Here is a 25,657-nt window from a genome sequence, read left to right on the forward strand (position 1 = left end):
TAAAAAATCCCGCTGTGGCGGGATTGTACTATAAGGTTAATTTCTTATTCAGATCTTCCACATACTTTCTGAATTGCTTATCGGTACTCGAAAGGTTGTCTACCGTCTTACAGGCGTGAAGAACGGTGGCATGATCACGCTGACCGATCTGGGAACCGATAGAGGCCAAGGAAGCCTTGGTAAATTTCTTGGCAAAGAACATGGCGAGTTGCCTGGCCTGAACAATGTGTCGTTTTCGTGTTTTAGATTGCAGCGTATCCACATCCATTTGAAAGTATTCGCTCACCACCTTCTGAATATAATCAATGGAAACCTCACGCTTGGTGTGCTTCACATAATTATCTACGATCTTTTTGGCGAGATCGATAGTGATCTCACGCTTGTTAAAGGACGAATGTGCAATAAGGGAAATGATAGCACCTTCAAGTTCTCGAATATTGGTTTTTATGTTGTTAGCCAGGAATTCTATGATATCTTCCGGCATCTCAACCCCATCTCTATACAGCTTATTTTTAATGATCGCCACCCGCGTATCGTAATCGGGATGGTTTAGTTCGGCAGAAAGCCCCCATTTAAAACGAGACAAAAGTCGCTGTTCAATATCGATCATATCTACCGGTGCCTTATCACTTGTTAAGATCACCTGTTTTCCATTCTGATGTAAATGATTGAATATATGGAAGAAAACATCCTGAGTTCCGGCTTTCCCGGAAAGCAGCTGAATATCGTCCACAATAAGAACATCTATGATCTGGTAGAAATGTATAAAATCGTTTCTATTGTTCTTTTTAACAGACTCTATATATTGCTGAGTAAATTTTTCGGCAGAAATATAAAGAACTGTTTTCTCCGGATATTTATCTTTTATCTCAACCCCAATCGCGTGCGCCAGGTGGGTTTTACCTAAACCAACGCCTCCAAATATCAAAAGCGGATTAAAAGAGGTTCCTCCCGGTTTGTTTGCAACGGCCATACCCGCAGAGCGTGCAAGTCTGTTCGATTCGCCTTCCAGAAAGTTATCGAAGTTATAACCCGGATTTAACTGAGATTCGATCTTTACATTTCGGATCCCGGGGATTACAAACGGATTCTTTAACTCCGGACTCTTATTCTTTAATGGAACATCTACTTCCTGAGATTGAACCTGACTTCTATTGGTACTTGGTATCTTTTCGGTAAAAGGTTGCTTGTTACCATAGGTATTCTCCATCTTGATCACATATACCAATTTCGCGCTGGTACCTAATTCTTTGGTAAGGGCAACTTTCAATAATTTCACATAATGCTCCTCCAGCCACTCGTAGAAAAATTTGCTGGGAACTTGTATACTAAGGGCATTATCTGTAAGTTTTACTGCTTTGATAGGTTCGAACCATGTTTTGTATGCTTGTGAAGAGATGTTATCTTCAATAAAGGACAAACAATTGTTCCAAACCGATTCCGCAGTTTTGCTCATAGTGAATGCTGAAGTATAGTTAGTTAATTATGCGAAAGAAAAATGACGAAAAAAGAGCGATTCGTAACATTATCTTAACACTGCAAATATGTGAACAAAAAAATGAAAAAAAAAATACAATGGGTATTGAATATTCACTTTTTTTTTCGCATACCTTTACGTAGATAAACTTACAAAAAATATCCCCCTTTCAGACATTTTATTTGTGAAAAAAAATATTACAAAATTAAGAGTGCGATACGGAGAGACCGATCAGATGGGTGTGGTTTATTATGGAAATTACGCACAATATCTAGAGCAGGGACGAACCGAATGGCTTCGTGAGCTTGGATTTTCCTACCGTTGGATGGAAGAAAACAACATCAAACTCCCTGTAATTAAACTAGTTATAGATTACAAGCTTCCGGCTCGTTATGATGACGAGATTTTTATAACCACAACATTGAAGAAACTTCCTACGGTTCGGATAGAGTTCGATTACGAAATTCACAATGCCGAGGGAGCACTTTTGGTGACGGCTTCAACAACTTTGGTTTTCGTTGATATGCAAACAAATAAGTTGAAACGCGCACCCGATTATCTACTGGAAAAACTAAAGGAATAATTATTCTCTTTTTATACTCACTTTATGTAGATTATTGAGCTTCTGAAACACAATTTCGGCATCCCTTTCACGCACCGAAATCTTAAAACTACATTTCAATTCCATTTTCTGATCCACGATCTTCAATTTTTCAGATTTAAGTATTCTCATCACGCTGTTCATTTCGGGATAGTCGCATTGAACAATAAATAGTTGATCTATAGTTCGTTTTACTTTACGAGATGAATCCAGTGCCATCTTAGCCGCTGTTTTGTATGCCTGGATCAATCCGCCTACACCTAGTTTGGTGCCTCCAAAATACCGTACAACCACCACCAGTACATTGGTGAGGTCGAAGGCCTGGATCTGGCCGTAAATAGGCGCTCCTGCACTGTTAGTAGGCTCTCCATCATCATTTACCCTGTATTGCTCATAGCGTGATCCTAGTTGCCAGGCATAACAATGATGTCTTGCTCCGTAATGTTGTTTTCGAAGCACTTCAAGTGCTTCCCCGATTTCTTCTTCGGAAGTGACCGGAAATGCATAACCGTAGAATTTACTTCCTTTTTCTTTAAAAAGTATTTCCTCCGAAGGAGCCGTCACGGTTTTATAGGTGTCCTTTTCCGAAGCCATTACCAACTATTAAACGTTACAAGCACGATACTCAACACAGCCAATAATATACCCAGCCAATTCTTCGGCATCAATTTTTCCTTAAACAGCAAAATACCAACAAGAGTAGAGGTCATTACTATCGCAACATTATTTACAGTGAAGATCCCTGAACTCTCCAATATATCACTGCGGAGCGCATGAACCAGAAAATATACCGAGAAATAATTGGGAATTCCTAAAAGAAACCCTCCGATCACATTTTTCCATTCGAAAACGAATTTCCTGCCTAATGCCTGGAAAGTCAAAATAAGAATTCCTACCACTGCCGCTGCCGCGAAAATGGTCGAGGAGAAGATAGCGACCTCATTTTCGGCGACATGCGTATCTTCCAGATATTTCAAACTGGTATCGATTATTCCACTGCCAAAAAATACAAGTAAAGGATATATCAAATTGCGCTTATCAATCTTTAGTCCTTTCTTTGTTTTTAAAGAAGCCAAGTACACGGCAAATAAGGCGAGGATGATACCTGTTAATTTAAGAAAACCCAGGCTCTCATTGTAGTATACGAGTCCGAATACGATGGGAATGACCAAGCTCATTTTTGTCGCCACCGAAACCACCGAAAGCCCACTACGCTGGGTAGTAAGTGCCATCAGGTTAAATATTACAATGAAGAGTATACCAAGGGCAACTGTAAAGGGAAACCATCCCTTACCAATAATATCGCCTGTTGATACAACACCATTATACGCTAATAGCCCACAACTCGCCGCCACCATATAATTAACCACAATGGCATGAAAGCGGTTTATTTTAAATCTGTCGAAAAGTTTAAAAGTCACAAAAATAACTGTAGAGGAAAGTATGCTAAGTATAAGGTAGATCAAGAGTAGTTGTTTTTATAAAGATAGAGAAGGTCTTCCTTTATTTTTTTTTCTGAAACTAATTCGGCATTAAACTTAGGGGAGGACACACCTTCATGAAATTTAACCTGGCCCTGAAAAACCAATGCTTCATCCCAAAGGTCCTCATCGATAAAAGTCTGCAAGGTTTGGCTTCCTCCTTCTACGATCAGGCTTTGAATTCCTCTTTTAAATAGCAACTTGCATATTTGGCCAGCCATCGGAAGGTCGAAATCTATGTGAACAAAATCGATATTTCCCTTACTCTCTTTTAAATTTTCGGTGATCACCAGGGTAGGTGCTTCTGTGTTCAGCACTGCTGCGTCTTTCGGAATTCGGAGGCTGCGGTCCAGTACGATACGGAGTGGAGAATTTCCTTCCCAGTCTCGCACGGTTAATTTAGGATCGTCATCAATTACGGTTGTTGTCCCCACAAGTATGGCCTCTTCCTCTGCTCTCATCTTATGCACCAGTTGGCGGGAGATCGTATTGGTGATCCATACGGGTTTCTTTTCCTTAGGGCGAGTAGCCGGGGCGAGATATCTATCGGCAGACTGAGCCCATTTCAAAATTATATAAGGTCTTTGTAATTTGTGAAAGGTAAAGAAGCGCTTATTGAGTGTGTCGCATTCTTCAGCAAGGACTCCTGAGATCACGTTGCATCCTGCTTCCCGTAGTTTATTAATGCCCTGGCCGCTAACTTTGGGATTAGGGTCACTACTTCCAATTACTACCGTTTTCAAACCTTTGGAGATTATTAAATCTGCACAGGGTGGTGTCTTACCAAAGTGGCTGCAAGGTTCCAGATTCACGTAGAGAATGGCTTCGGGTAATAAAGCAGGATCTGCAACATTGGCGAGCGCATTAACTTCGGCATGAGGGCCTCCGGTCATGTAATGCCATCCTTCCCCGATAATACTGTTGTTATGAACGATCACACTGCCCACCAGAGGGTTCGGGTAGGTGGAACCAAGACCTTTTTTGGCCAGTTCGATACAGCGCGACATAAATTTTTCATGTAACTTCACATCGCAAAAGTACAAGTTAAAAACTATATGGAAATGCCAGTAATTCGCCCCATAGAAAAGCAGGATAATGCCCGGTTAACAGAACTTATAAGATCTATCCTGGACGATTTTGGAGTCCCCAGGATTGGTAGTGCATATGCGGATAGTGCTCTGGACGACATGTATTCTGCGTATCAGATGGAAAAATCGGCCTATTTCGTAATAGACGATAATGGAACCCTCTTGGGAGGTGCAGGGATCGCACAACTTGATAATTTCGATGGCCCCGTTTGTGAGCTGCAAAAAATGTATTTCGCGATCGAGGCTAGGGGAAGAGGACTGGGAACCGAAATGATGCGGATCTGCCTCGAGAAAGCGAAAGAATTTGGTTATGAGAAGGTATATCTGGAAACCATGCCCTATATGATCGCAGCACAGAAGTTGTACGAGCGTAGTGGCTTTACATATATTGACGGCCCATTGGGTGATACGGGTCATTATGCCTGCCAGACCCACATGATAAAGCAGCTATAAATTACATGACTTTAGCCGAGCTCAAGAATTATTTTGAAACCGAACTTACCGGTTTCTATCCTTCGGAAGAAGTACAGTCCTTTTTCAATATACTTACCCAGGCCTGGCTTGGCTATTCCCGAATGGATATATCGCTCAATGCTTCCGAAGTAATCCCTTCAGAAATAAATATAAAATTCAAGAACACAATAGAGCGGTTAAAACGAAGCGAACCCATACAGTATATAGTTGGTTCCACCGAGTTTTATGGGCTGCCATTTGTTGTAAATCAAGATACGCTGATCCCCAGACCGGAGACCGAGGAATTGGTGGAGTGGATCCTTGAGGATAAAAGGAATAAAGTAAAGATTCTCGATATTGGGACGGGGAGTGGGTGCATCGCGATCGCGCTGGCCGGGATGAACCCGGAGGCGGAAGTTACAGCTTTGGATATTTCTGAAAAAGCTCTTGATATTGCCCGGAAAAATGCAGATCTAAATGAGGTTGAGGTTAGTTTTCTTCAAACTGATATTCTTACTGTAACTACTTTACCCGACCATTATGATATTATTGTTTCCAATCCTCCGTATGTGAGGGAACAGGAAAAAAAGTTGATGCATGACAATGTACTTTTGTACGAGCCGGACTCCGCCCTTTACGTTAGCGAGGACGATCCTTTGAAATTTTATCGTGCTATATGCAAACTTGCTTCACATCATTTAAAGCCAGAAGGGGTTCTGTTCTTCGAGATTAATGAGTATCTTAGTAAGGAGATGGTCTCTCTCTTAGACGAAGAGGGATTCCATAATATTGATGTTCGCCGTGATTTCAGAGGCAAGGATAGATTTGTAAATTGTACCTTATAAGCATGATGAAACTGGAAAAAATATGTGTATTCTGTGGGAGTAGTGACGGCAATGATGTGGCGATCACTTTAGCGGCGGAACAGTTGGGAAGACTCCTTGCAGAAAGAGAGATCACCTTAGTGTATGGTGCAGCGAAGATAGGAGTGATGGGAAGTATTGCACAGTCGGTACTGGATCAGCATGGTAAGGTTATTGGAATCATACCGGAATTCCTTAAGAAGAAAGAAGTGGTACATCTGGGACTTACCCAGCTTATCACTACCACCAATATGCATGACCGCAAATTAAAAATGCAAGAGGTGAGTGATGGTTTTATCGCAATGCCCGGAGGATTGGGTACCCTGGAGGAATTATTTGAAATACTCACCTGGCTTCAATTGGGTCTGCATAGCAAACCCATTGGGCTACTTAATGTAAATGGTTTTTACGACGACCTCCTGCAATTATTCGAAAACATGGTGCGTAAAGGCTTTGTTTCGATGGAGAATTACGAAATGCTCCTTGTAGATTCGGAAGCAAATAGGCTACTGGATAAAATGGTGCAATTTAAAGCCCCGGAAATACCACACTGGCTAAACACCGAAAGAGCCTGATCCAAAGTAAATGATATTTTGTGTTGTTAAAGCAGGATATCCTACTTTCCTAAAAAAAAAATTATCTAGAAGATTGAGTTTCAATGCATAAGGAAAATGCCTAATAAAATTCAGGATTTTCCCTTATTATTTTTTGTTCAATAATTGTAATTTAACGAATTATTAACATATAACAACCTATACAATGAAATTCAAAAAACTTTTACTTCTTTCCTTAATCATGGTATTTCCAATCGTTGGAAATGCCCAAATCAGCACTGAATCTGCACCTACTTATATAGGTACTGTTTCTTCGGTAGAGTATGTAACCTCAATGCTTTCTCGTCCCGGAGATCTTTTACCTCCGGACGACACTCCGCGTGAGGCTAAGGATAAACGATCCATTGCCAACCTGATCGCATCCGGGCAAGATCCTCAAACAGAAGACGATTATTTTGTTCGAAACAGGCATGAACAGGAACAAAGCGCTACGCGTGCGCCTGCAAGTCTGGTATTCGATGCTTATTCATCCAGTTCTCAGCCTACAGATCCATCGTTGGCCATTGGACCCAATCACGTATTTGTGGTTTTCAATACAGGATTCGCTATTTACGATAAGGCCGGGAATCAGCTTCAGGGACAAACAGCTCCCAATCCGGCAATTTTTCCATCGGGTGGCTGTTGCGACCTCACCGTCTCCTACGACAATGCTGCCGATCGTTGGGTGCTAACTTTCTTAGGCTCGGGTGCACAGATAGCCGTTTCAGACGGGCCAAATCCTTTAACTGCAGGATGGAATGTTTACACTATCTCTGCGATCAACGATTATCAGAAACTTTCGGTATGGAGTGATGGCTATTACATAACCGATAACACCAGTAGTTCTAACAAGGTTTGGGCCCTTGAAAGAGATGCTATGCTGGCAGGTGATCCGGGAGCACAAATTCTTGGTTTTAATTTACCCGGTATAGTGACCAGCGGATTCTTTAGTCCACAGGTTCTCAATGTAACCGATAATAACTTACCGGCTGCAGGTGGTGCCACAGTAGTCTATATGCAGGATAATGCCTGGAGTGGTGTCTCAACAGATCATGTTAAATTATGGACGATCGACGTAGACTGGAATAGTCCGGGTAACTCTACAGTTTCTTCTGCACAGCAAATCAATACCACATCTTTTATTAGTGTATTCGACAATGGAAGTTTTTCCAATCTAACGCAGCCCGGTGGTGGTTCGGCAATCGATGCATTGCAGGCGACCATTATGAACCAGGCACAATTCAGAAAATTTGGCACACACAATTCTGCTGTGTTCAATTTTGTAGTCGATACCGATGCCGGTTCGGGAGAACTTGCAGGAGTGAGATGGATGGAGTTGAGGCAAAATGGTGACAATCAACCCTGGTCTTTGTATCAGGAAGGTACCTATACCGCTCCGGATGGCAGACATGCCTGGAACGCGAGTTTAGCCATGGACGGACAAGGAAATATAGGGATGGGGTATACCTCCATGTCGGGGCCTACAACCTCTTCGACAGTGAGAGTGAGCTCTTATTTTACTGGAAGATTAAGCTCGGACCCATTGGGAACAATGACCTCTGCTGAAGGACTTATTGCCAACGGTAATGGAAACATCCCGGGTACCCGTTACGGAGACTACAGTAAGATCGACGTAGATCCATCTGATGATTCCTCCTTTTATTTCATCAACGAATATTTCAACAGCGGACGAAAAGGTGTAGTTGGTAAATTCCAGGTACAGGCAGGCCCACCGGATAACGAGGCCCCTACCGACCCTACAAATCTTACCGCCAGTAACCTGTCTGCTAACGGTGCCACTTTAAACTGGACCGCATCTACCGATAACGTAGGTGTATCTCAATACAATATTTCTATAGACGGTAATGTGGTAGGTACCTCTACCACCACCTCCTTTAATGTTACTGGTTTATCTCCGTCCACTGCCTACAATGCTTCTGTGAATGCACAGGACGCTGCGGGTAATGTATCGGGTAATGCAACCACTTCGTTTACTACGCTAGGGGCTTCTTACTGTAGCTCTGCCAGTACAAATACAAGCGATGAGTACATAGGAAGAGTACAGCTCAATACCATTGATAATACTTCCGGGGCACAGTTTTATTCAGACTTTACCTCTATTTCCACAACCCTTAATGAAGGCGCGAATTACACTGTGACTGTTACTCCGGTTTGGACAGGAACTGTGTATCCAGAAGCTTATGCGGTGTGGATAGATTATAATGACGATCAGGATTTTGACGACGCAGGAGAACTGGTATGGTCTCAAGCTGCCAATACCAACTCCCCCAACAGCGGTTCCTTTACGGTGCCAAGTGGGACGTCTGGAAATTCTGTACGGATGAGGGTTTCGATGAAATACAATGGTATTCCTACCTCTTGTGAAACATTTACTTACGGAGAAGTTGAAGATTATACCATCAATCTTGGCACCGGCGGCGGTGGAGATACTACACCTCCTACTGCACCTACCAACCTTACTTCATCTAATGTCACCGATACGACCGCAGACCTATCCTGGAATGCTTCAACAGATAACGTAGGAGTTACAGGGTATGAAGTGTTCCTGGACGGATCAAGTATAGGTACAGTTACCACAACCTCTGCTACTGTAACGGGATTAACTTCCCAGACGTCTTACGCGTTCACGGTTCGTGCTTTTGATGCAGCCGGTAACAATTCGGCATTCAGTAATACCGAAAACGTTACAACTACCGGTGGCGGTGGTGGACCAGGGGTAATCGCAGGTTACTATTTCGAAACCGGCCTTGAAGGCTGGATAGACGGTGGTAGCGACTGCGTGCGTTTCAACAATGCTTCCAGAGCCTACGAAGGTAATTACTCCATAAGGATTAGAGATAATTCTAATTCTTCGAATGCAGTATCACCGGCGCTGGACCTTAGTGGAAATACGCAGGTTACGATCGAATTCCACACCTATGCGAGAGGAATGGAAAACGGAGAAGACTACTTCGTTGAATTTTACGACGGTTCTTCCTACCAGGTGATCGGGCAGTATATCACAGGAACACATTTTACCAATAATACGTTCTTTACAGATACTATTGTTCTGGATTCTTCTACCTATAATTTCAATGCGAATAACAGGTTTAGGTTCCGAAATGATGCAAGTGTGAACAATGATCAGATCTATTTCGACCAGGTTATAATTTCGGGAGATAATGTTAGAACTCCAACCCCGGGGCTTATCCCGATCGAAACATCTCCGGCCAGAACCTTTGCTCAGATTGCAGGCGATAACATCAAGTTATTCCCAAATCCGGCAGATACTCAGCTAAATGTGGAAATTCTCCAAGGAAGCTTCGATGAGATCATGGTTTATTCGGCAACGGGAGCGTTGATCGCAAAATTAGATCCTTCGTTAAGTAGCTTTAGCCTTGATGTTTCTAATTATTCATCAGGAATGTATTTTATCACTTTTGTTTCTGAAGGGCTTGCTCATACCAAGCGATTCATAAAGAAATAATTCAATATTAATTGCTCAATATGGCCTCCGGTTTTCCGGGGGCCTTTTTTATTTTTACCCTCATCTTACTGTTTGGGAAGCCGAATCAATTTCTATATTTGTTACATGAATCCTGAACAGCAAATTCAACAACTTCGCGAAGAGCTCCGTGAGCATAACTATAAGTATTACGTGCTCGATCAGCCTGTGATTTCCGATTACGAATTTGATCAAAAGCTAAAACTGCTTCAGGAATTGGAAGCTGCGCATCCTCAATATTACGATGCCAATTCTCCTACCGTACGAGTAGGCGGGGAGGTGACCAAAAATTTTGATACCGTTACGCACGAATTCAGAATGTACTCATTGGATAATTCGTATTCCAGGGAAGATCTGCTGGATTGGGAGAAGCGAATAGGGAAATTAGTGGATGGGGAAATAAAGTATACCTGTGAGCTTAAATACGACGGTGCATCCATAAGCTTAACATACGAAAAAGGCAAATTAGTACGGGCTGTGACAAGAGGTGATGGTTTTCAGGGAGATGATGTAACCACCAATGTTAAGACCATTAAATCGGTGCCTTTACAATTACAAGGAGATTACCCCGATAAATTCGAGATAAGGGGGGAGATCGTACTCCCTTTTGATGGTTTCGAAAAAATGAATCTGGAGCGGATCGATATAGGAGAAGAACCCTATAGAAATCCTAGGAACACAGCTTCAGGTAGTTTAAAGCTACAAGATAGTGCCGAGGTTGCGAGGCGTCCACTTGAATGCCTGTTATATAATTTAAAAGGGAATCGCCTTCCTGTGTCTACCCAGTTCGAGAGCCTGGAAAAGGCCCGTCAATGGGGTTTCAAGGTGCCTGATGTGGCAAAATTATGCAACAATATTGATGAAGTTCTCGAATTTATAAATTACTGGGATGTACACCGTCATGATCTGCCTTATGAGACTGACGGGGTAGTGGTAAAGGTAAACGATCTTCAACAGCAGGAAGAATTGGGTTATACAGCCAAAGCACCTCGCTGGGCTATAGCATATAAATTTAAGGCAGAAGCTGCTGTCACTGTCCTGAATGAAATAACCTACCAGGTTGGCCGTACGGGTGCAATAACCCCGGTGGCAAATCTGGATCCGGTAGAATTGGCCGGGACCATTGTAAAAAGGGCTTCCTTGCACAATGCCGATCAGATAGCGAAATTGGATATACGAGAAGGCGACACCGTTTATGTAGAAAAAGGAGGGGAGATCATCCCCAAGATCACTGCGGTTGACACCTCCAAACGTAAATCAGACAGTAAACCAACGGCCTATATCCGTTTATGCCCAGAATGCAACACACCGCTGGAGCGTAAAGAGGGTGAAGCCCAGCATTATTGTCCGAACACATCAGGGTGCCCGCCACAGATCATTGGACGGATCCAGCATTTTATTTCGAGAAAAGCAATGGATATTGAAGGGCTGGGAGGAGAGACGGTGGCTTTACTGGTAAATAACGGCTTGATTAACAACTATGCCGATCTTTATGAGCTTACAGTGGAGCAGGTGATCCCTTTAGAAAGAATGGCAGAGAAGAGTGCGGAGAACTTGGTAAACGGAATTATAGCCTCAAAGCAGATTCCTTTTGAACGGGTATTGTTTGCCCTCGGTATCCGCTACGTGGGGGAAACGGTTGCTAAGAAACTGGCAAGACACTATAAATCCATTGATGCACTTATGGAGGCTTCGGAAGAGGCATTAGTAGAAGTAGACGAGATCGGAGAGCGAATAGCACAAAGTGTTATAGGATTTTTCGCTTCAGAAGAAAATAAACAGATAATCCGGCGTTTAAAGAATTACGGATTGCAACTTGAAATATCGGCAGAGAAACTTGCCAACCAGACAGATAAATTACAGGGAAGTTCTTTTGTTGTAAGCGGAGTATTTTCGAAGGTTTCTCGAACCGAATTAAAGAAGCTGATCGAGGATAATGGCGGGAAGGTTTCCGGTAGTATATCAGGTAAAACAAGTTATGTAGTGGCGGGTGAGAACATGGGACCCAGTAAACGAGTAAAGGCCGAAGATTTAGGAATATCTATTATTTCTGAAGATGAATTTCTGGATATGATTTCCTAAATAGAGGTAGGTAATACATCTTATATAATGTATTTTTGTAGGGTAATTGATGGCATCAATGTTTGAAAAAATAAAGCGACGTTCATTAAAAAAGAAGATCGATCAAAACCTCACTAACAGGGATACTACCGGAATCAACTCCAGGTTGACCACCTTGGGAATTTTGGTGGATGAAGCACTTATTCCAGACCTGGATGCTTTCGATGGTTTTGCGTTAGACTACAAGTTACAACCCAAAGATGTAAAGGTTTTTTCGTTTCAGGAAGTGAAAAAGAAATTGCCGTCAATGAGACAGAATCAAATAAATAATAAGGATTTTGGGTGGAAAGGCGAGATCAATAACCAGAACGCGGTAGAATTTTTAGAAAAACCTTTTGACGTACTGGTGGGTTATTATAAGGGAAAACATGAGTTTATGGATTTGATGGTTTCCCGCAGTAAGGCAGCCTTTAAAGTGGGATTTCCTGGGGGTGACGAGCGATTATTCGACCTGATCATGGCGTTAAATCCGAAAGATGTTGATAATTTTAAAGAAGAACTTAAAAAATACCTACAGGTATTAAACAAACTATCATGAACGAATTAAGAGGAACAGGTGTCGCTTTGATCACTCCGTTTACCGAGGACCGATCGGTTGATGTTGCCGGCCTGGAACGAGTGGTTAATTATCAGATCGAGAATGGGATCGATTATTTGGTACTATTGGGGACCACCGCAGAAAGTGTAACACTTAGCAAAGCAGAGAAACAATTGGTGATCGATACGGTTGTAAATGTCAATGCAGGAAGATTACCATTGGTTATTGGGATAGGAGGAAATAATACCCAGGCTGTGATCGAAGAGATAAAAGCGCGGGATCTTTCAAAATTTACGGCTATCCTGTCTGTTTCCCCAATGTATAATAAACCAACACAAGAGGGTATTTATCAGCATTTTTCGGCCATAGCCAAATCGACAGATACTCCTATCATAGTTTACAATGTTCCCGGTAGAACGGCTAGCAATATGCTTCCCGAGACAGTTGTGAGGTTGGCAAACGATCACTCTAATATTGTGGCAATAAAGGAGGCGGCCAACGATATCATTCAAGCCATGCGGTTGATAGATTCAACTCCCGATGGATTCATGGTTATCTCGGGGGATGATATGATCACTTTACCGATGGTTTTGGCAGGTGGATCGGGGGTAATATCGGTGATAGGACAGGGATTTCCGAAGCAATTCTCCGATATGGTGAATTATGGGCTCAATGGAAATCACACCGATGCCTATACTATTCACTATCAACTAATGCCGATCATTGATCATATTTTTGCTGAAGGGAATCCGGCAGGAATAAAGGCGGTTTTCAAGGCGCTTGAGATTTGTGAAGACACGCTAAGGCTACCATTGGTGGGAGTTAGCGATGGTTTGAGGTCTAAAATTAACGCCTTTGTGAGCGGGATTTCTTCTTAGCACATCGTCTTAAATGTTAATTGTATCCGAATCTGTATCGAATATCCCGGAAAGGGCAATATTTTAGCCCGATATTAAGTTTTTGTAATCAGCTTTATTTCACTATTTTTGCACGATGTTTTATAAAATCATAAGAACGAGTCTTTTAGCCCTGATCACGGCAGTATTTTTCAATTCATGCAGTGAATACCAGGTGGTATTGAAAAGTGACGATGCGGCCAGAAAATATGTGGTAGCAGATTCATTATACCAGCAGGGAAAATACAAAAAGGCTCTAAAGCTTATGGAACAGATCGTTCCGGTATACCGAGGAAAGCCGCAGGCGGAAAAGTTGATGTACATGTATGCAAACACTTTCTACAAGCTTGAGGACTTCTATCTGGCCGGTTATCAATTTGAACGATTTGAGACCTCATATCCGAAGAGTGATAGTCTTGAAATTGCAGCTTACAAGAGCGCAAAAAGCTATTACGAACTTTCACCGCGTTATTCACTGGACCAGAAAGACACCTTCAAAGCGCTTGAGCGACTTCAAAATTACATCGATAAGTATCCCAACTCGTCATATCGTACAGAAGCAAACAGTCTGGTTGCCGAGTTAAGAGAAAAGCTTGAAAAGAAAGATTTCGAGATCGCCCAACAATTACTCAATATTGAAGACTATAAGTCGGCCATTGTTGCTTTCGATAATTTTATCACCGATCATCCCGGTGCCAAATTACGAAAGGAAGCGTTTTACGGTCGATTTGAAGCCGCTTATAAACTGGCGATCAACAGTTTGCCATCGCTGGTGAAGGAGAGGCTATTAGAAGCGAAAGCTTATTATAATAATTTCACAAAATATTACGAAGGCAGCGATCTAACTCCAAAGGCCATGGACATAATGGCCGATATAGAAGAACGCATGGCCAACGTTGAAGAACCCACAAGCAAATAACAGAATTATGACAGATATCAAAAATTCGGAAGCACCGATCAATACCAAAACGATCGACAAGAATTTGATCGACGCACCAACAGACAATATATACGAAGCTATTTCTATTATTTCCAAACGTGCTAATCAGATCAATGCAGACATCAAGAAAGAACTCTTAGAGAAACTTGATGAGTTTGCAACTTACAACGATAGTTTGGAAGAGATCTTTGAGAACAAGGAACAGATCGAGGTGTCCAAATTCTACGAAAAGCTACCTAAGCCTCATGCTTTGGCAATCGAGGAATGGCTGCAGGATAAGATCTACTACCGAAACACTCGGGACGAGGAATTAGAAGGCTAGGAGCTATGTCTGTTTTAAGCGGAAAGAAAATTTTACTTGGCGTTACTGCCGGGATAGCCGCTTACAAATCTGCTTTTCTCGTTCGTCTTCTTATCAAGGAAGGCGCTCAGGTGAAAGTAGTTATGACACCTTCGGCAAAAGATTTTGTCACTCCGTTAACCCTATCTACCTTATCGAAGAATGAGGTCTATTCTTCCTTTACCAGTGAAGAAGACGAAAATGCCCAATGGAACAACCATGTAGAGTTGGCCCTTTGGGCAGATTTATTTATTATAGCGCCAGCTACTGCAAACACACTATCTAAAATGGCGCATGGCACCAGTGATAATCTATTGCTGGCAGTGTATTTATCGGCTAAATGTCCAGTCTATTACGCCCCTGCAATGGACCTTGATATGTATAAACATCCTTCCACTAAAGCCACTTTCAATACGCTCGATTCTTATGGTAACATACAAATCCCGGCTGGACATGGTGAACTGGCAAGCGGTCTGGTGGGCCAGGGGAGAATGGCCGAACCCGAAGAAATTGTATCCTTTATAGAAAAAGACTTACTGAAGGCCTTACCGCTAAGAGGAAAGAAAGTCCTTATCACAGCTGGCCCAACTTATGAGGCCATTGATCCCGTACGATTTATAGGGAATCATTCTTCGGGCAAAATGGGCTTTGCTATCGCCGAAACAGCTGCCGGATTGGGAGCTGAGGTGATTTTGGTAGCAGGACCGGTGAACATAGGTACGGATCATCCAAATGTGAAATTACTGTCGGTGACTTCGGCTGAAGAGATGTTCAATGAATGTATCGAACATTTTTCAAACTGTGATATTGCCATTTTAAGTGCGGCGGTAGCAGATTATAGGCCGGTAGTGGTGGCTTCAGAAAAAATAAAGAAAAAAGATAGCGAGCTCCATATAAAACTCGAAAAGACGAGAGATATACTCGCAACGTTGGGAGAGCGGAAAAAAGACCAGTTTCTAGTAGGATTTGCGTTAGAAACCGAAAACGAATTGGAAAATGCAAAAACGAAACTCAAAAAAAAGAATTTAGATTTAATTGTATTAAATTCGCTGAGAGATAAAGGGGCAGGTTTTAAAGGAGATACCAATAAAGTAACGCTTATCGATAAGGACAATAAAGAGTATCCTTTTTCAGTTAAACCAAAGACAGAAGTCGCCCGCGATATTTTAGAATTTATTATAGAAAAACTCCATGCTTAGATACGTACTCTCTTTAGCCTTCATACTTATAATAGCTACTGCACATTCGCAGGAACTCAATTGTACAGTGACCATAGATGCCGAACAGACCGGTCAACCTAATCAACAGGTCTTTAGAACACTGGAACAGCAACTAACAGAGTATATTAACAACACTAAGTGGACGGATAAGATCTACAAGAATCAGGAGCGGATCGATTGCAACTTCACCCTGATCATTACCAGTTATGAGTCTGATTCGTTTGGAGCTACCATGCAGATTCAGGCATCTCGCCCGGTTTATGGATCGACTTATGATAGCCCCATTTACAATTACAACGACAGACAGTGTAATTTCGATTATATAGAATTTCAGCCACTTGTGTTCAATATCAATAATTTCGATTCTAATTTAATGTCGGTTATCGCATTTCATGTGTACACCATTATAGGTTTGGATGCCGATACCTTCGCTCCTAACGGGGGCCAGGAATACTTCGATATTGCCAAGCAGATTGTAAATACTGCAGCAGGAAGTAATTTTGCCGGTTGGAGAGGAAGCGATGGGACACAGTCCAGGTTTCGGTATAATGATGCTTTAATTTCCAGTGTTTTTAGTGAGTTTCATGAAGCGATGTATAAATATCATCGGGAGGGACTTGATCTAATGAGTGAACAACCTAAAAGGGCTAAGCAAAATATTGTGGCGGCTATTGCGGTTTTAAAGAATATCAACGACCGCCGGCCAAACTCCTATCTTCTTCGAACTTTCTTCGATGCCAAAAGCGACGAGATCCAGGATATATTTAGTGGAGGTCCACAGGTGGAAATCGCCAGCCTGGTTGAGAACCTTAACAGAATGGCTCCCACAAAGAGGAGCAACTGGAGTGAGATAAAGTTTTAGCAACCTTCCTGTTTGTTTTAAGCAGAATTCCTCGTATTTTTAAACAAGATAAAAGCGGACAATTAAGTTCGTAGTCGTTGCTTGTGATCACAAACCTCTCCATAAAAAATTATGCGCTTATAGATGATATCCGGGTTAATTTTAGCTCGGGTCTTACGATAATTACAGGTGAAACCGGAGCTGGAAAATCGATTCTACTAGGAGCCTTATCCTTGCTATTGGGAAAAAGGGCCGACTCGAGCAGCGTGAGGGATGCAACGAAGAAATGCGTGATCGAAGCCGATTTTTCGATAGCCAATTATGCATTACAGGAGCTTTTTTCTGAAAACGATCTGGACTACGATCCAATTACCATAGTACGCCGGGAAATTCTGCCTAGTGGCAAATCCAGGGCCTTTGTAAACGATACTCCAGTAACGTTAACCCAGTTAGAGGCGCTTGGAAGCAGGCTGGTGGATGTTCATAGTCAGCATGAAACTTTAACCCTGTCCTCTGAAGCATTTCAATTGGAAATGATCGATGCGATAGCGGGTAACGAACCTTTGCGTGAAAGTTATAAACTTCAATTTGAAGAAGTACGAAAGCTCTCGGAAGAAGTTCAGGCGTTATTACTCGAAAAGGAAGAAGCGAACAAGGAGCTGGACTATAATACTTTTCTGTACAATGAGCTAAAGGAAGCCTCTTTGGAAGGTTTAGACCTTGAAGAACTTGAAGAGACCTATGAGACCTTGAATAATACAGAAGTTATTCAGGAGTCCATGGCTGAAGCAATAGGGCTTTTAAGTGAAGAATCGATCGGGGCTATCGAAACAGCCAAAAAGGCCAGGGCCGCGCTTGCAAAGATCAGATCATTATCAACTTATTTCAACGAATCGTGGGAACGCCTCAACAGCAGTATCATCGAATTGGAAGATCTGCTTGAAGGTATGACCGATCATGCCTCCGAAATCGAGGCCGATCCCCAGCGTTTGATGGCTGTGAATGAGAAATTGCAGCAGGTGCATAAACTTCAGCAAAAACATACTGCTGCCAGTATTTCAGAATTACTGGAGATACAGAAGCAGTTGGAAGGAAAAATTGACGACACGGTAAATCTAGATGAACGTATAGAGGCACTTCAAACAAAACTTTCAGAAGCGCGGAAAAAGACAAAGATCACGGCAAATACCTTGCATGAAAAGCGAGTAGCGGCTGTTCCAGATTTAAAAGAAAAGCTAGAAGCCATATTAAAGGACTTAGGATTACCTAATGCACAATTCCGATTTGAGATCGGGATGCAGGAAACCTTTAGAAAACACGGTATGGATAGCTTGGACTTATTATTTACTGCCAATAAAGGATTGGCATTCGGGCCGTTGAAGAAGGTCGCATCGGGGGGTGAGATGAGTAGGATCATGCTTGCGGTAAAGGCAGTGCTCGCTAATTATAAGCATTTACCAACCATTATATTCGACGAGATCGATACCGGGGTTTCCGGTGAAATCGCTAATAAGATGGCCTCTATACTGGGATCGATGAGTAAGAAAATGCAATTAATGAGTATTACCCATTTACCTCAAATAGCTGCGAAGGGAGACAGGCATGTGATGGTGTATAAGGAAGATGTTAATGAGGTCACTGTTACCAGGTTAAAAGAGCTGAACAATGATGAACGAATTGTGGAAATAGCCAAAATGATTGGAGGGAAGAAAGTAACAGAAGCAGCCTTGGCCAATGCAAAAGAATTGTTGAATTAAAGCGTATCTTTGCTATAGTAAACTATCAACTAATTTTCAATAATACATAATGTCGTATAACTTATTAAAAGGAAAAAAAGGTATTATTTTCGGTGCCTTGGATGAAAATTCCATCGCATGGAAAACTGCCGAACGCGTACATGAAGAAGGTGGAACTTTTGTTTTAACGAACGCACCCATAGCCATGCGAATGGGGCAGATAAATGACCTCGCCGCTAAGACTAACTCGGAGATCGTTCCTGCCGACGCAACGAGTATGGAGGATCTTGAGAACCTTGTGGATAAAGCCACAGAAATCCTGGGGGGAAAGCTAGATTTTGTATTACATTCTATCGGCATGTCGGTAAATGTGAGAAAAGGAAAGCATTATACAGAGTCTAATTACGACTGGACGCATAAAGGATGGGATGTATCCGCCTTGTCTTTTCATAAGACCATGCAGGTATTGTATAAGAAAGATGCCATGAACGAGTGGGGGAGTATTGTAGCTCTTACCTATATGGCGGCGCAACGCGTTTTTCCAGACTATAACGATATGGCAGATAACAAAGCGTATCTGGAGTCCATTGCAAGAAGTTTTGGATATTTCTTCGGAAGGGATAAAAAGGTAAGAGTGAACACGATCTCTCAATCCCCTACGCCTACCACAGCAGGACAGGGTGTTAAAGGCTTTGATGGTTTCATTTCATATGCCGAAAAGATGTCTCCTTTGGGTAACGCTACAGCTATGGACTGTGCGAATTATACAGTAGCTATGTTTAGCGATCTTACCAAACGGGTTACCCTTCAGAATTTATACAACGACGGCGGATTCTCCAATATGGGAGTTAGTGATCTGGTAATGGAGACCTTTCAGAAAGAAGAATAATTTCCCAATATAGAACGAAGAACAAAAGTCGTTTACAGTATAGCTGTAAACGACTTTTTCATTCTTGATTGGTGGTAATGTAATCATTTTCTGATAAGCCACAGTTTATAAGTACTTCATATCGGTATTTTTGGCCTTTTAACGGATACTTGAAAAACTTAATCGATATATTAGTTTTATCCTCCTAATAATTTGTTATTCAGGTAATATTTAGATAATTTTAGTTCATTAATAACTAATCTAATTAATTCAATTATGAAAAGAATTACACTACTAGTGGCTTTGGCTGTATGTAGTTTTGGTTTTGCCCAGCAGTACGAGGCTTCTATGGGTCCTGTGCCGGCTGATTATAACCGAACTGCAGCTACAAGCAATCAAACAATTACACCAGAGTCATCTGTTCTTATTACGGAAGATTTTGATGCCGGGTTACCAGCCGGGTGGAGTACTGTGGTCAATACAGGTCCCTGCGACTGGCAAAATGGAACAGATTTGCCTACCGGCGATGATTTTACAACGCCTGCAATGTTCTTTGACGACGATGCATGTGGTAATGGTGCTCCAGTTAGTAATGTAGAATTACTTTCTGATGTTTATGACACTTCTGGATCTACAACAGTGATGTTAGGATACGACGTGGCATTCCAGGAAGCTGGAGGAGGCTCTACAGGGTCTGTAGAGGTATGGGATGGTGCTGCTTGGCAACAAGTTGCATTTTATGACCTTGATCTAGACCCGGATATTCAAACGGAGTCTATAGATATTACTGCTTTTTCCAATGCAGCTCTTCAAATTCGTTGGGTTTACGACGATGGAGGCGGATGGGAATGGCATCTTGGTGTTGACAACTTCTCACTCGACTTTGACGGTGGAGGTGGAGGAGGTCCTGTAATCGCCTATGGTGGTGAAGCGGCAAATATGATGTTCAGTAGTTTTGATATAACTACAGCCGATGATCTTACATCCATTGGGCCTTTAGGTTCTACTTCCTTTGAGAACGCCGGAGCATTGAACATGACAGGTGACACTGCTTGGGTTTTAGCTTCCGATGGAGATTTCTGGTCCGTTGATACTGCAACTGGGGTTTATACCGCACAAGGAACTATACTTCCTTCTACGGGTGGAACCTGGGCAGGTATGGAAATGGATCTTACCACTGGTACACTCTATGGCCTTTCCGGAAACTTCACTGTAGATAATCAAGTTCACGTTATCGATCCTGTTGCCATGACAGCAACAGCACTTCCCAACCCGGTAGGTATGCCTGGTGGTGGAATTGCACTTGCAATAGATGGCGCTGGAGATATGTGGGGTTACGACCTTATAGACGATAACTTCTATTCTATCGACAAAACAACCGGTATTGGTACTATCGTTGGAAATATTGGATTCGACGCGAACTTTGGTCAGGGAATGGGATATGATCCAAATACGGATACTGTATACATGACTGCATTCAACAATACTACTTTCCAGCCGGAATTCAGAAGCGTTGACACTGCAACGGGATTGTCTACGTTTATTGCTGTTATTGGAGCGACTAACCCAGGAGGTTTAGTTCAGTTAGGTTGGGTATCTATGGCAAACAATACACCGCCAGTAGACAACGATCTATGTGCTGATGCTACTCCGATCGCGTGTGGCGAAACTCTTTCTGGAGATACTTCCGATGGAAATACTGATACTAATGGTGGAGCAGATCCACTATTGTTGAGTCCAGACGAGTGGTTTGTATTTACTAGTACTACTCCAGGAGAGATAGTAACAGTTTCTACTTGTAACCAAGCTGGATATGACACCAGATTAGCTGTATGGGAAGACTGTACATTGGCCAACCAGATCGCAGCTAATGATGACGGTCCGGGATGTGCCGGATTTACTTCCGAACTTAGCTTCCAGGCTGATGGTTCTTCAACATATTATATTTCTGTAGATGGGTTTAACGGAGCTTCAGGTGCATTCGATCTAACGATCACCTGTGAACTACCACCGGCGAATGATAACTGTGATGGTGCAATTGCCATTTCATGTGGTGACTCTGTTCTTGGAACTACGATAAATTCTTCCGATGATACGGCTGTAGCACCAGATTGTGGTACTCCTACCTCGGCTCCAGGTGTATGGTATGTTTATAATGACACTACCGGTCTGGTTACCGATATCTTACTATCTACTTGTAGTACTAATACAAACTACGATACTAAGATCTCTGTATATACAGGTGACTGTGGAGCTCCACCGTTAACTTGTGTTGCAGGTAACGACGATTCTCCAAACTGTACGAACTTCCAGAGTGAAGTAGAATTCCAGAGTGATGGAAACACTACTTACTATATCCTTGTTCATGGATTTGGAGGAGCTACAGGAGATTTCGAACTTACGATGACTTGTACTCCGGTACCACCACCAAACGATATGATCGTGAACTCTATCGATGTTGATGAGATTGGTGTTCCTTATACAGATCCTGCAGTGGCCATGCCAGCTGCTACCCTGGAGAATGGAAACCCAACCGGATGTAATATCGATGGTGCTAAAGGTGTATGGTACAACTTTACCGCTGCTGCATCTGGAACTGCTACTGCTGAGATCGTATCTCCTGCAGGCGCTAGTTTTGTGGTATTCTTCAAAGCTCCGGATGAGAACGCAATAGAGACCGATCTTGAATATTTCTTCCAGATTGGAAACCAGTGTGCACCGGCTACTTCTGCAAATATCTTTACGGAAGGCGGACAAACGTACTACGTATTTGTTGTGAACGATGGCGGGGTAACCGACATAGTGATCGATGGAACACTATTAAGTGCAGAGGATAACATCATAGAAGGATTCAACTATTATCCGAATCCAACCGATGAGACCTTGAATCTTACTTCGGTAGAGGCTATCGAAGACGTAGCGATCTACAATCTGTTAGGACAGCAGGTAATGGGTCTTGATGTGAATGCTACCAGCACACAACTAGATACTTCATCACTTGCCACAGGAGCTTACATTATGAAAGTAACTGTGAACGGACAAGTTGGTACCTATAAGGTGATCAAGAGATAATTCTTTTCAATAATGCCTAAAATCCCGATGGAAGAAATTTCATCGGGATTTTTTTTATAAGACTAATTTATTAATTAGAGGCAATTTGATGAAGTCGAGTCGAATTTCTTTTTATCTTTAAGAGCAACTAAAAATAATACTAAATTGATAGAATTATGAAGAAAATTACTTTACTGTGTAGTTTATTCCTGGGATGCATCTTCCTCGTAAACGCACAAAATGAAAATTCGGCAATTCAGCAGGAATTGAACGCGGCGGCGTTAACAGAGGCGCAGGAACAAATTGATGTACAGCAATTAATTGACAACCTCACTAACAGGGCACAAAGTCCTGTAATTGATCAAGACTTATTCAGTCCTGCAGAAAGACTCGCTATTCGAAAATATTATAGTGACATGAACCGATCTGCACTTGCTAATATTATTCCTAATGCAGGTGCAACCGAGACTTTCGCTGTAAATACAGGGGACTTCTTTTACGACCCAACGGATGGACTAACCGGTGGACCCGGTGGTGATTGTTCTACTACCAGTTCGGGAGATCCGGGTGATTATCCAAATTGTGGTTGTGTTACTGTTACTACCTTAACAGGTACAGGGCTTGAAGTTGAATTCCTTTCATTTGAGATTTTTGGGAATTTCGATTGGTTAAATATCTACGATGGTACAGACACCTCGGCTCCGTTAATATATGATTCGACTGTAAGTGGCGATAACCTTACGGATATGATGAATTCGACCGGAACCATATTTACTTCAACCTCCGATGCATTGACCTTCGAATTTAACGCAACGGCTGTAGTAAATACCTGTGGATGGGAAGTAGAAGTCCTGAACGCCGGTGGAGGCGGTGGCGGAAGCGATACTGTTTATGCGTACGATGGGGGCTTCTGTTCTGATGATTTTGGAACCTTCGATATTAATGGTCCTTATACACTGGCTCCAATCTTAACAACAACTAACCCAACATGGTTTGCGGGTGACTTTGATGATTCAGGTACATTGTATGTGCTGGATCAAACCTCACTTTCTCTTTTAACCGTTGACACGGCAACAGGGGCCGATACAACCGTTGGGCCACTTACAAATTTAAATGCCGGGCACACCGTAACTGGTTTAGCCTGGAACGCAGACAATTCCACTATGTACGCCTTGAGTACCGATGGTACAGATTCTACAGTTTATTCCGTGGATATTTCTACCGGTACTTTAACAGTAATTGGAAATACCGGGACAACCCTTGGAATCTGGCTAGCTATCGACTCTATGGGTAATGCTTTCGCAGCAGACCTGGACGACAATCTTTATTCTATCGATCTGGGTACCGGTGCAGGTACCGTGGTTGGTCCTTTAGGATTTGACATTAATTTTGCTCAGGACGCAGATTTTGATCCTGATACAGACGTTCTTTATGCCGGACTTTATCTTGGAGGTGGGGCCAACGAATGGGCTTCGATCGATACAACAACCGGTGCCGCAACCAGCCTGGGGCAGGTTAATGCAAATTGTGCCGAACTTTCGGTAGTTGCAATTGAAGGAGTTGTAGCTCCTCCTACCAACGATCTATGTGCGAACGCTACCCCTATCAATTGTGGGCAAACCCTTTCGGGAGATACTTCGAATGATACAGATACTAATGGTGATGGATCTCCGGACGAATGGTTCGCAGTTACCAGCTCTGTTTCCGGTGAATTGATTACAGTTTCAACCTGTAACCAGGCAGGATATGATACTATCCTAACAGTTTATGATGCTTGTGGCGGAACAGTTGTGGCAACTAACGATGATGGACCCGGTTGTACAGGATTTACATCCGAATTATCATTTGTTGCAGATGGATCGTCTACTTATTACATAGCTGTTGATGGTTTTGGAGGTGCAAGCGGTACCTTCGATCTTAGTATAACCTGCGGACCTGTAAACGATGATCCTTGCGGAGCCTTACCAATCGAATGCGGAGTGCCAATCTTAGGTAATACAGATACGGCAAACGACGATACTGCTTTCGCACCAGATTGTGGTACGCCTACCTCTGCAGCGGGAATCTGGTATGTTTATGAAGACACTACCGGTCTGGTTACCGATATCTTACTATCTACTTGTAGTACTAATACAAACTACGATACTAAGATCTCTGTATATACAGGTGACTGTGGAACCCCACCGTTAACTTGTGTTGCAGGTAACGACGATTCTCCAAACTGTACAAACTTCCAGAGTGAAGTAGAATTCCAGAGTGATGGAAACACTACTTACTATATCCTTGTTCATGGATTTGGAGGAGCTACAGGAGATTTCGAACTTACGATGACTTGTACTCCGGTACCACCACCAAACGATATGATCGTTAACTCTATCGATGTTGATGAGATTGGTGTTCCTTATACAGATCCTGCAGTGGCTATGCCAGCTGCTACCCTGGAGAACGGAAACCCAACCGGATGTAATATCGATGGTGCTAAAGGTGTATGGTACAACTTTACCGCTGCTGCATCTGGAACTGCTACTGCTGAGATCGTATCTCCTGCAGGTGCTAGTTTTGTGGTATTCTTCAAAGCTCCGGATGAGAACGCAATAGAGACCGATCTTGAATATTTCTTCCAGATTGGAAACCAGTGTGCACCGGCTACTTCTGCAAATATCTTTACAGAAGGCGGACAAACGTACTACGTATTTGTTGTGAACGATGGCGGGGTAACCGACATAGTGATCGACGGAACACTATTAAGTGCAGAGGATAACATCATAGAAGGATTCAACTATTATCCGAATCCAACCGATGAGACCTTGAATCTTACTTCGGTAGAGTCTATCGAAGACGTAGCGATCTACAATCTGTTAGGACAGCAGGTAATGGGTCTTGATGTGAATGCTACCAGCACACAACTAGATACTTCATCACTTGCCACAGGAGCTTACATTATGAAAGTAACTGTGAACGGACAAGTTGGTACCTATAAGGTGATCAAGAGATAATCCGGATTAGTAATTATAAGAGCCACCCGCCCAACGCGGGTGGCTTTTT

General features: G+C 42.5%; 20 protein-coding genes. 16 read left to right on the plus strand and 4 right to left on the minus strand.

Annotation, left to right across the window (positions count from 1 at the left end; genetic code table 11):
* Positions 1 to 28: 28 nt before the first annotated feature.
* Positions 29 to 1,456 carry a chromosomal replication initiator protein DnaA gene (gene dnaA / locus C5O00_RS10340; RefSeq protein WP_105216781.1) on the minus strand — a complete coding sequence of 476 codons (1,428 nt, stop codon included), beginning with the start codon at positions 1,454 to 1,456 and terminating at the stop codon, positions 29 to 31.
* Positions 1,457 to 1,661: 205 nt separating this feature from the next.
* On the opposite strand from dnaA, the gene C5O00_RS10345 reads away from it, so the two are divergent.
* A complete protein-coding gene (locus C5O00_RS10345; RefSeq protein ID WP_105216782.1) occupies positions 1,662 to 2,060 on the plus strand; it encodes an acyl-CoA thioesterase in 399 nt (132 codons plus the stop codon).
* Here the strand turns inward: C5O00_RS10345 and C5O00_RS10350 are convergent, their stop codons facing one another.
* From C5O00_RS10350 to ribD, 3 genes are read right to left on the minus strand one after another with little or no spacing between them, the layout of a single operon-like run.
* Positions 2,061 to 2,672, minus strand: a complete 612-nt coding sequence (locus C5O00_RS10350; RefSeq protein ID WP_105216783.1) for an IMPACT family protein — start codon at positions 2,670 to 2,672, stop codon at positions 2,061 to 2,063.
* Entirely contained in the window at positions 2,672 to 3,544 is an 873-nt protein-coding gene (locus C5O00_RS10355) for a DMT family transporter (RefSeq protein ID WP_105216784.1), read from the minus strand. Before C5O00_RS10355 ends, C5O00_RS10350 begins: the two co-directional genes overlap by 1 nt.
* Entirely contained in the window at positions 3,541 to 4,566 is a 1,026-nt protein-coding gene (gene ribD / locus C5O00_RS10360; RefSeq protein ID WP_244592974.1) for a bifunctional diaminohydroxyphosphoribosylaminopyrimidine deaminase/5-amino-6-(5-phosphoribosylamino)uracil reductase RibD, read from the minus strand. The genes C5O00_RS10355 and ribD overlap by 4 nt, the downstream gene beginning before the upstream one ends.
* Positions 4,567 to 4,620: 54 nt before the next feature.
* Here ribD and C5O00_RS10365 point away from each other — a divergent pair, with 54 nt between their 5' ends.
* From C5O00_RS10365 to C5O00_RS10435, 15 genes are all read left to right on the plus strand, one after another.
* Positions 4,621 to 5,100 carry a GNAT family N-acetyltransferase gene (locus tag C5O00_RS10365; RefSeq protein WP_317046417.1) on the plus strand — a complete coding sequence of 160 codons (480 nt, stop codon included), beginning with the start codon at positions 4,621 to 4,623 and terminating at the stop codon, positions 5,098 to 5,100.
* Positions 5,101 to 5,105: 5 nt separating this feature from the next.
* Positions 5,106 to 5,945 carry a peptide chain release factor N(5)-glutamine methyltransferase gene (gene prmC, locus C5O00_RS10370; protein ID WP_105216787.1) on the plus strand — a complete coding sequence of 280 codons (840 nt, stop codon included), beginning with the start codon at positions 5,106 to 5,108 and terminating at the stop codon, positions 5,943 to 5,945.
* Between the two features lie 2 nt (positions 5,946 to 5,947).
* Positions 5,948 to 6,538 carry an LOG family protein gene (locus tag C5O00_RS10375; RefSeq protein WP_105216788.1) on the plus strand — a complete coding sequence of 197 codons (591 nt, stop codon included), beginning with the start codon at positions 5,948 to 5,950 and terminating at the stop codon, positions 6,536 to 6,538.
* 184 nt (positions 6,539 to 6,722) lie between these two features.
* Positions 6,723 to 10,043, plus strand: a complete 3,321-nt coding sequence (locus tag C5O00_RS10380) for a fibronectin type III domain-containing protein (protein WP_105216789.1) — start codon at positions 6,723 to 6,725, stop codon at positions 10,041 to 10,043.
* Positions 10,044 to 10,148: 105 nt separating this feature from the next.
* Entirely contained in the window at positions 10,149 to 12,143 is a 1,995-nt protein-coding gene (gene ligA, locus C5O00_RS10385) for an NAD-dependent DNA ligase LigA (RefSeq protein ID WP_105216790.1), read from the plus strand.
* A gap of 58 nt (positions 12,144 to 12,201) precedes the next feature.
* Positions 12,202 to 12,720, plus strand: coding sequence for a DUF6913 domain-containing protein (locus C5O00_RS10390; RefSeq protein ID WP_105216791.1), 519 nt, complete (start codon positions 12,202 to 12,204; stop codon positions 12,718 to 12,720).
* Positions 12,717 to 13,598: a 4-hydroxy-tetrahydrodipicolinate synthase gene (gene dapA, locus C5O00_RS10395; RefSeq protein ID WP_105216792.1), complete on the plus strand. Its 882-nt coding sequence runs from the start codon at positions 12,717 to 12,719 to the stop codon at positions 13,596 to 13,598. The genes C5O00_RS10390 and dapA overlap by 4 nt, the downstream gene beginning before the upstream one ends.
* Positions 13,599 to 13,713: 115 nt before the next feature.
* Entirely contained in the window at positions 13,714 to 14,535 is an 822-nt protein-coding gene (gene bamD / locus C5O00_RS10400; protein ID WP_174688601.1) for an outer membrane protein assembly factor BamD, read from the plus strand.
* 7 nt (positions 14,536 to 14,542) lie between these two features.
* Complete coding sequence (locus tag C5O00_RS10405) at positions 14,543 to 14,878, plus strand: DNA-directed RNA polymerase subunit omega (protein WP_105216793.1); 336 nt, start codon at positions 14,543 to 14,545, stop codon at positions 14,876 to 14,878.
* A 5-nt stretch (positions 14,879 to 14,883) separates the two neighbouring features.
* Positions 14,884 to 16,095 (plus strand): bifunctional phosphopantothenoylcysteine decarboxylase/phosphopantothenate--cysteine ligase CoaBC, encoded by a 1,212-nt coding sequence (coaBC, locus tag C5O00_RS10410; protein WP_105216794.1) that lies wholly within the window; start codon positions 14,884 to 14,886, stop codon positions 16,093 to 16,095.
* Positions 16,088 to 16,978 carry a type IX secretion system protein PorD gene (porD, locus tag C5O00_RS10415; RefSeq protein WP_105216795.1) on the plus strand — a complete coding sequence of 297 codons (891 nt, stop codon included), beginning with the start codon at positions 16,088 to 16,090 and terminating at the stop codon, positions 16,976 to 16,978. The genes coaBC and porD overlap by 8 nt, the downstream gene beginning before the upstream one ends.
* Before the next feature lie 83 nt (positions 16,979 to 17,061).
* Positions 17,062 to 18,714, plus strand: coding sequence for a DNA repair protein RecN (recN, locus tag C5O00_RS10420; RefSeq protein ID WP_105217644.1), 1,653 nt, complete (start codon positions 17,062 to 17,064; stop codon positions 18,712 to 18,714).
* A 49-nt stretch (positions 18,715 to 18,763) separates the two neighbouring features.
* Positions 18,764 to 19,582, plus strand: a complete 819-nt coding sequence (locus C5O00_RS10425) for an enoyl-ACP reductase FabI (protein ID WP_105216796.1) — start codon at positions 18,764 to 18,766, stop codon at positions 19,580 to 19,582.
* A gap of 255 nt (positions 19,583 to 19,837) precedes the next feature.
* On the plus strand, positions 19,838 to 22,633 hold the full coding sequence (locus tag C5O00_RS10430) for a T9SS type A sorting domain-containing protein (RefSeq protein ID WP_105216797.1): 2,796 nt from the start codon (positions 19,838 to 19,840) through the stop codon (positions 22,631 to 22,633).
* A gap of 155 nt (positions 22,634 to 22,788) precedes the next feature.
* Positions 22,789 to 25,608 carry a T9SS type A sorting domain-containing protein gene (locus tag C5O00_RS10435; RefSeq protein WP_105216798.1) on the plus strand — a complete coding sequence of 940 codons (2,820 nt, stop codon included), beginning with the start codon at positions 22,789 to 22,791 and terminating at the stop codon, positions 25,606 to 25,608.
* Positions 25,609 to 25,657 lie beyond the last annotated feature (49 nt).

The sequence above is a fragment of the Pukyongia salina genome (genome assembly GCF_002966125.1).
GTDB lineage: Bacteria > Bacteroidota > Bacteroidia > Flavobacteriales > Flavobacteriaceae > Pukyongia > Pukyongia salina.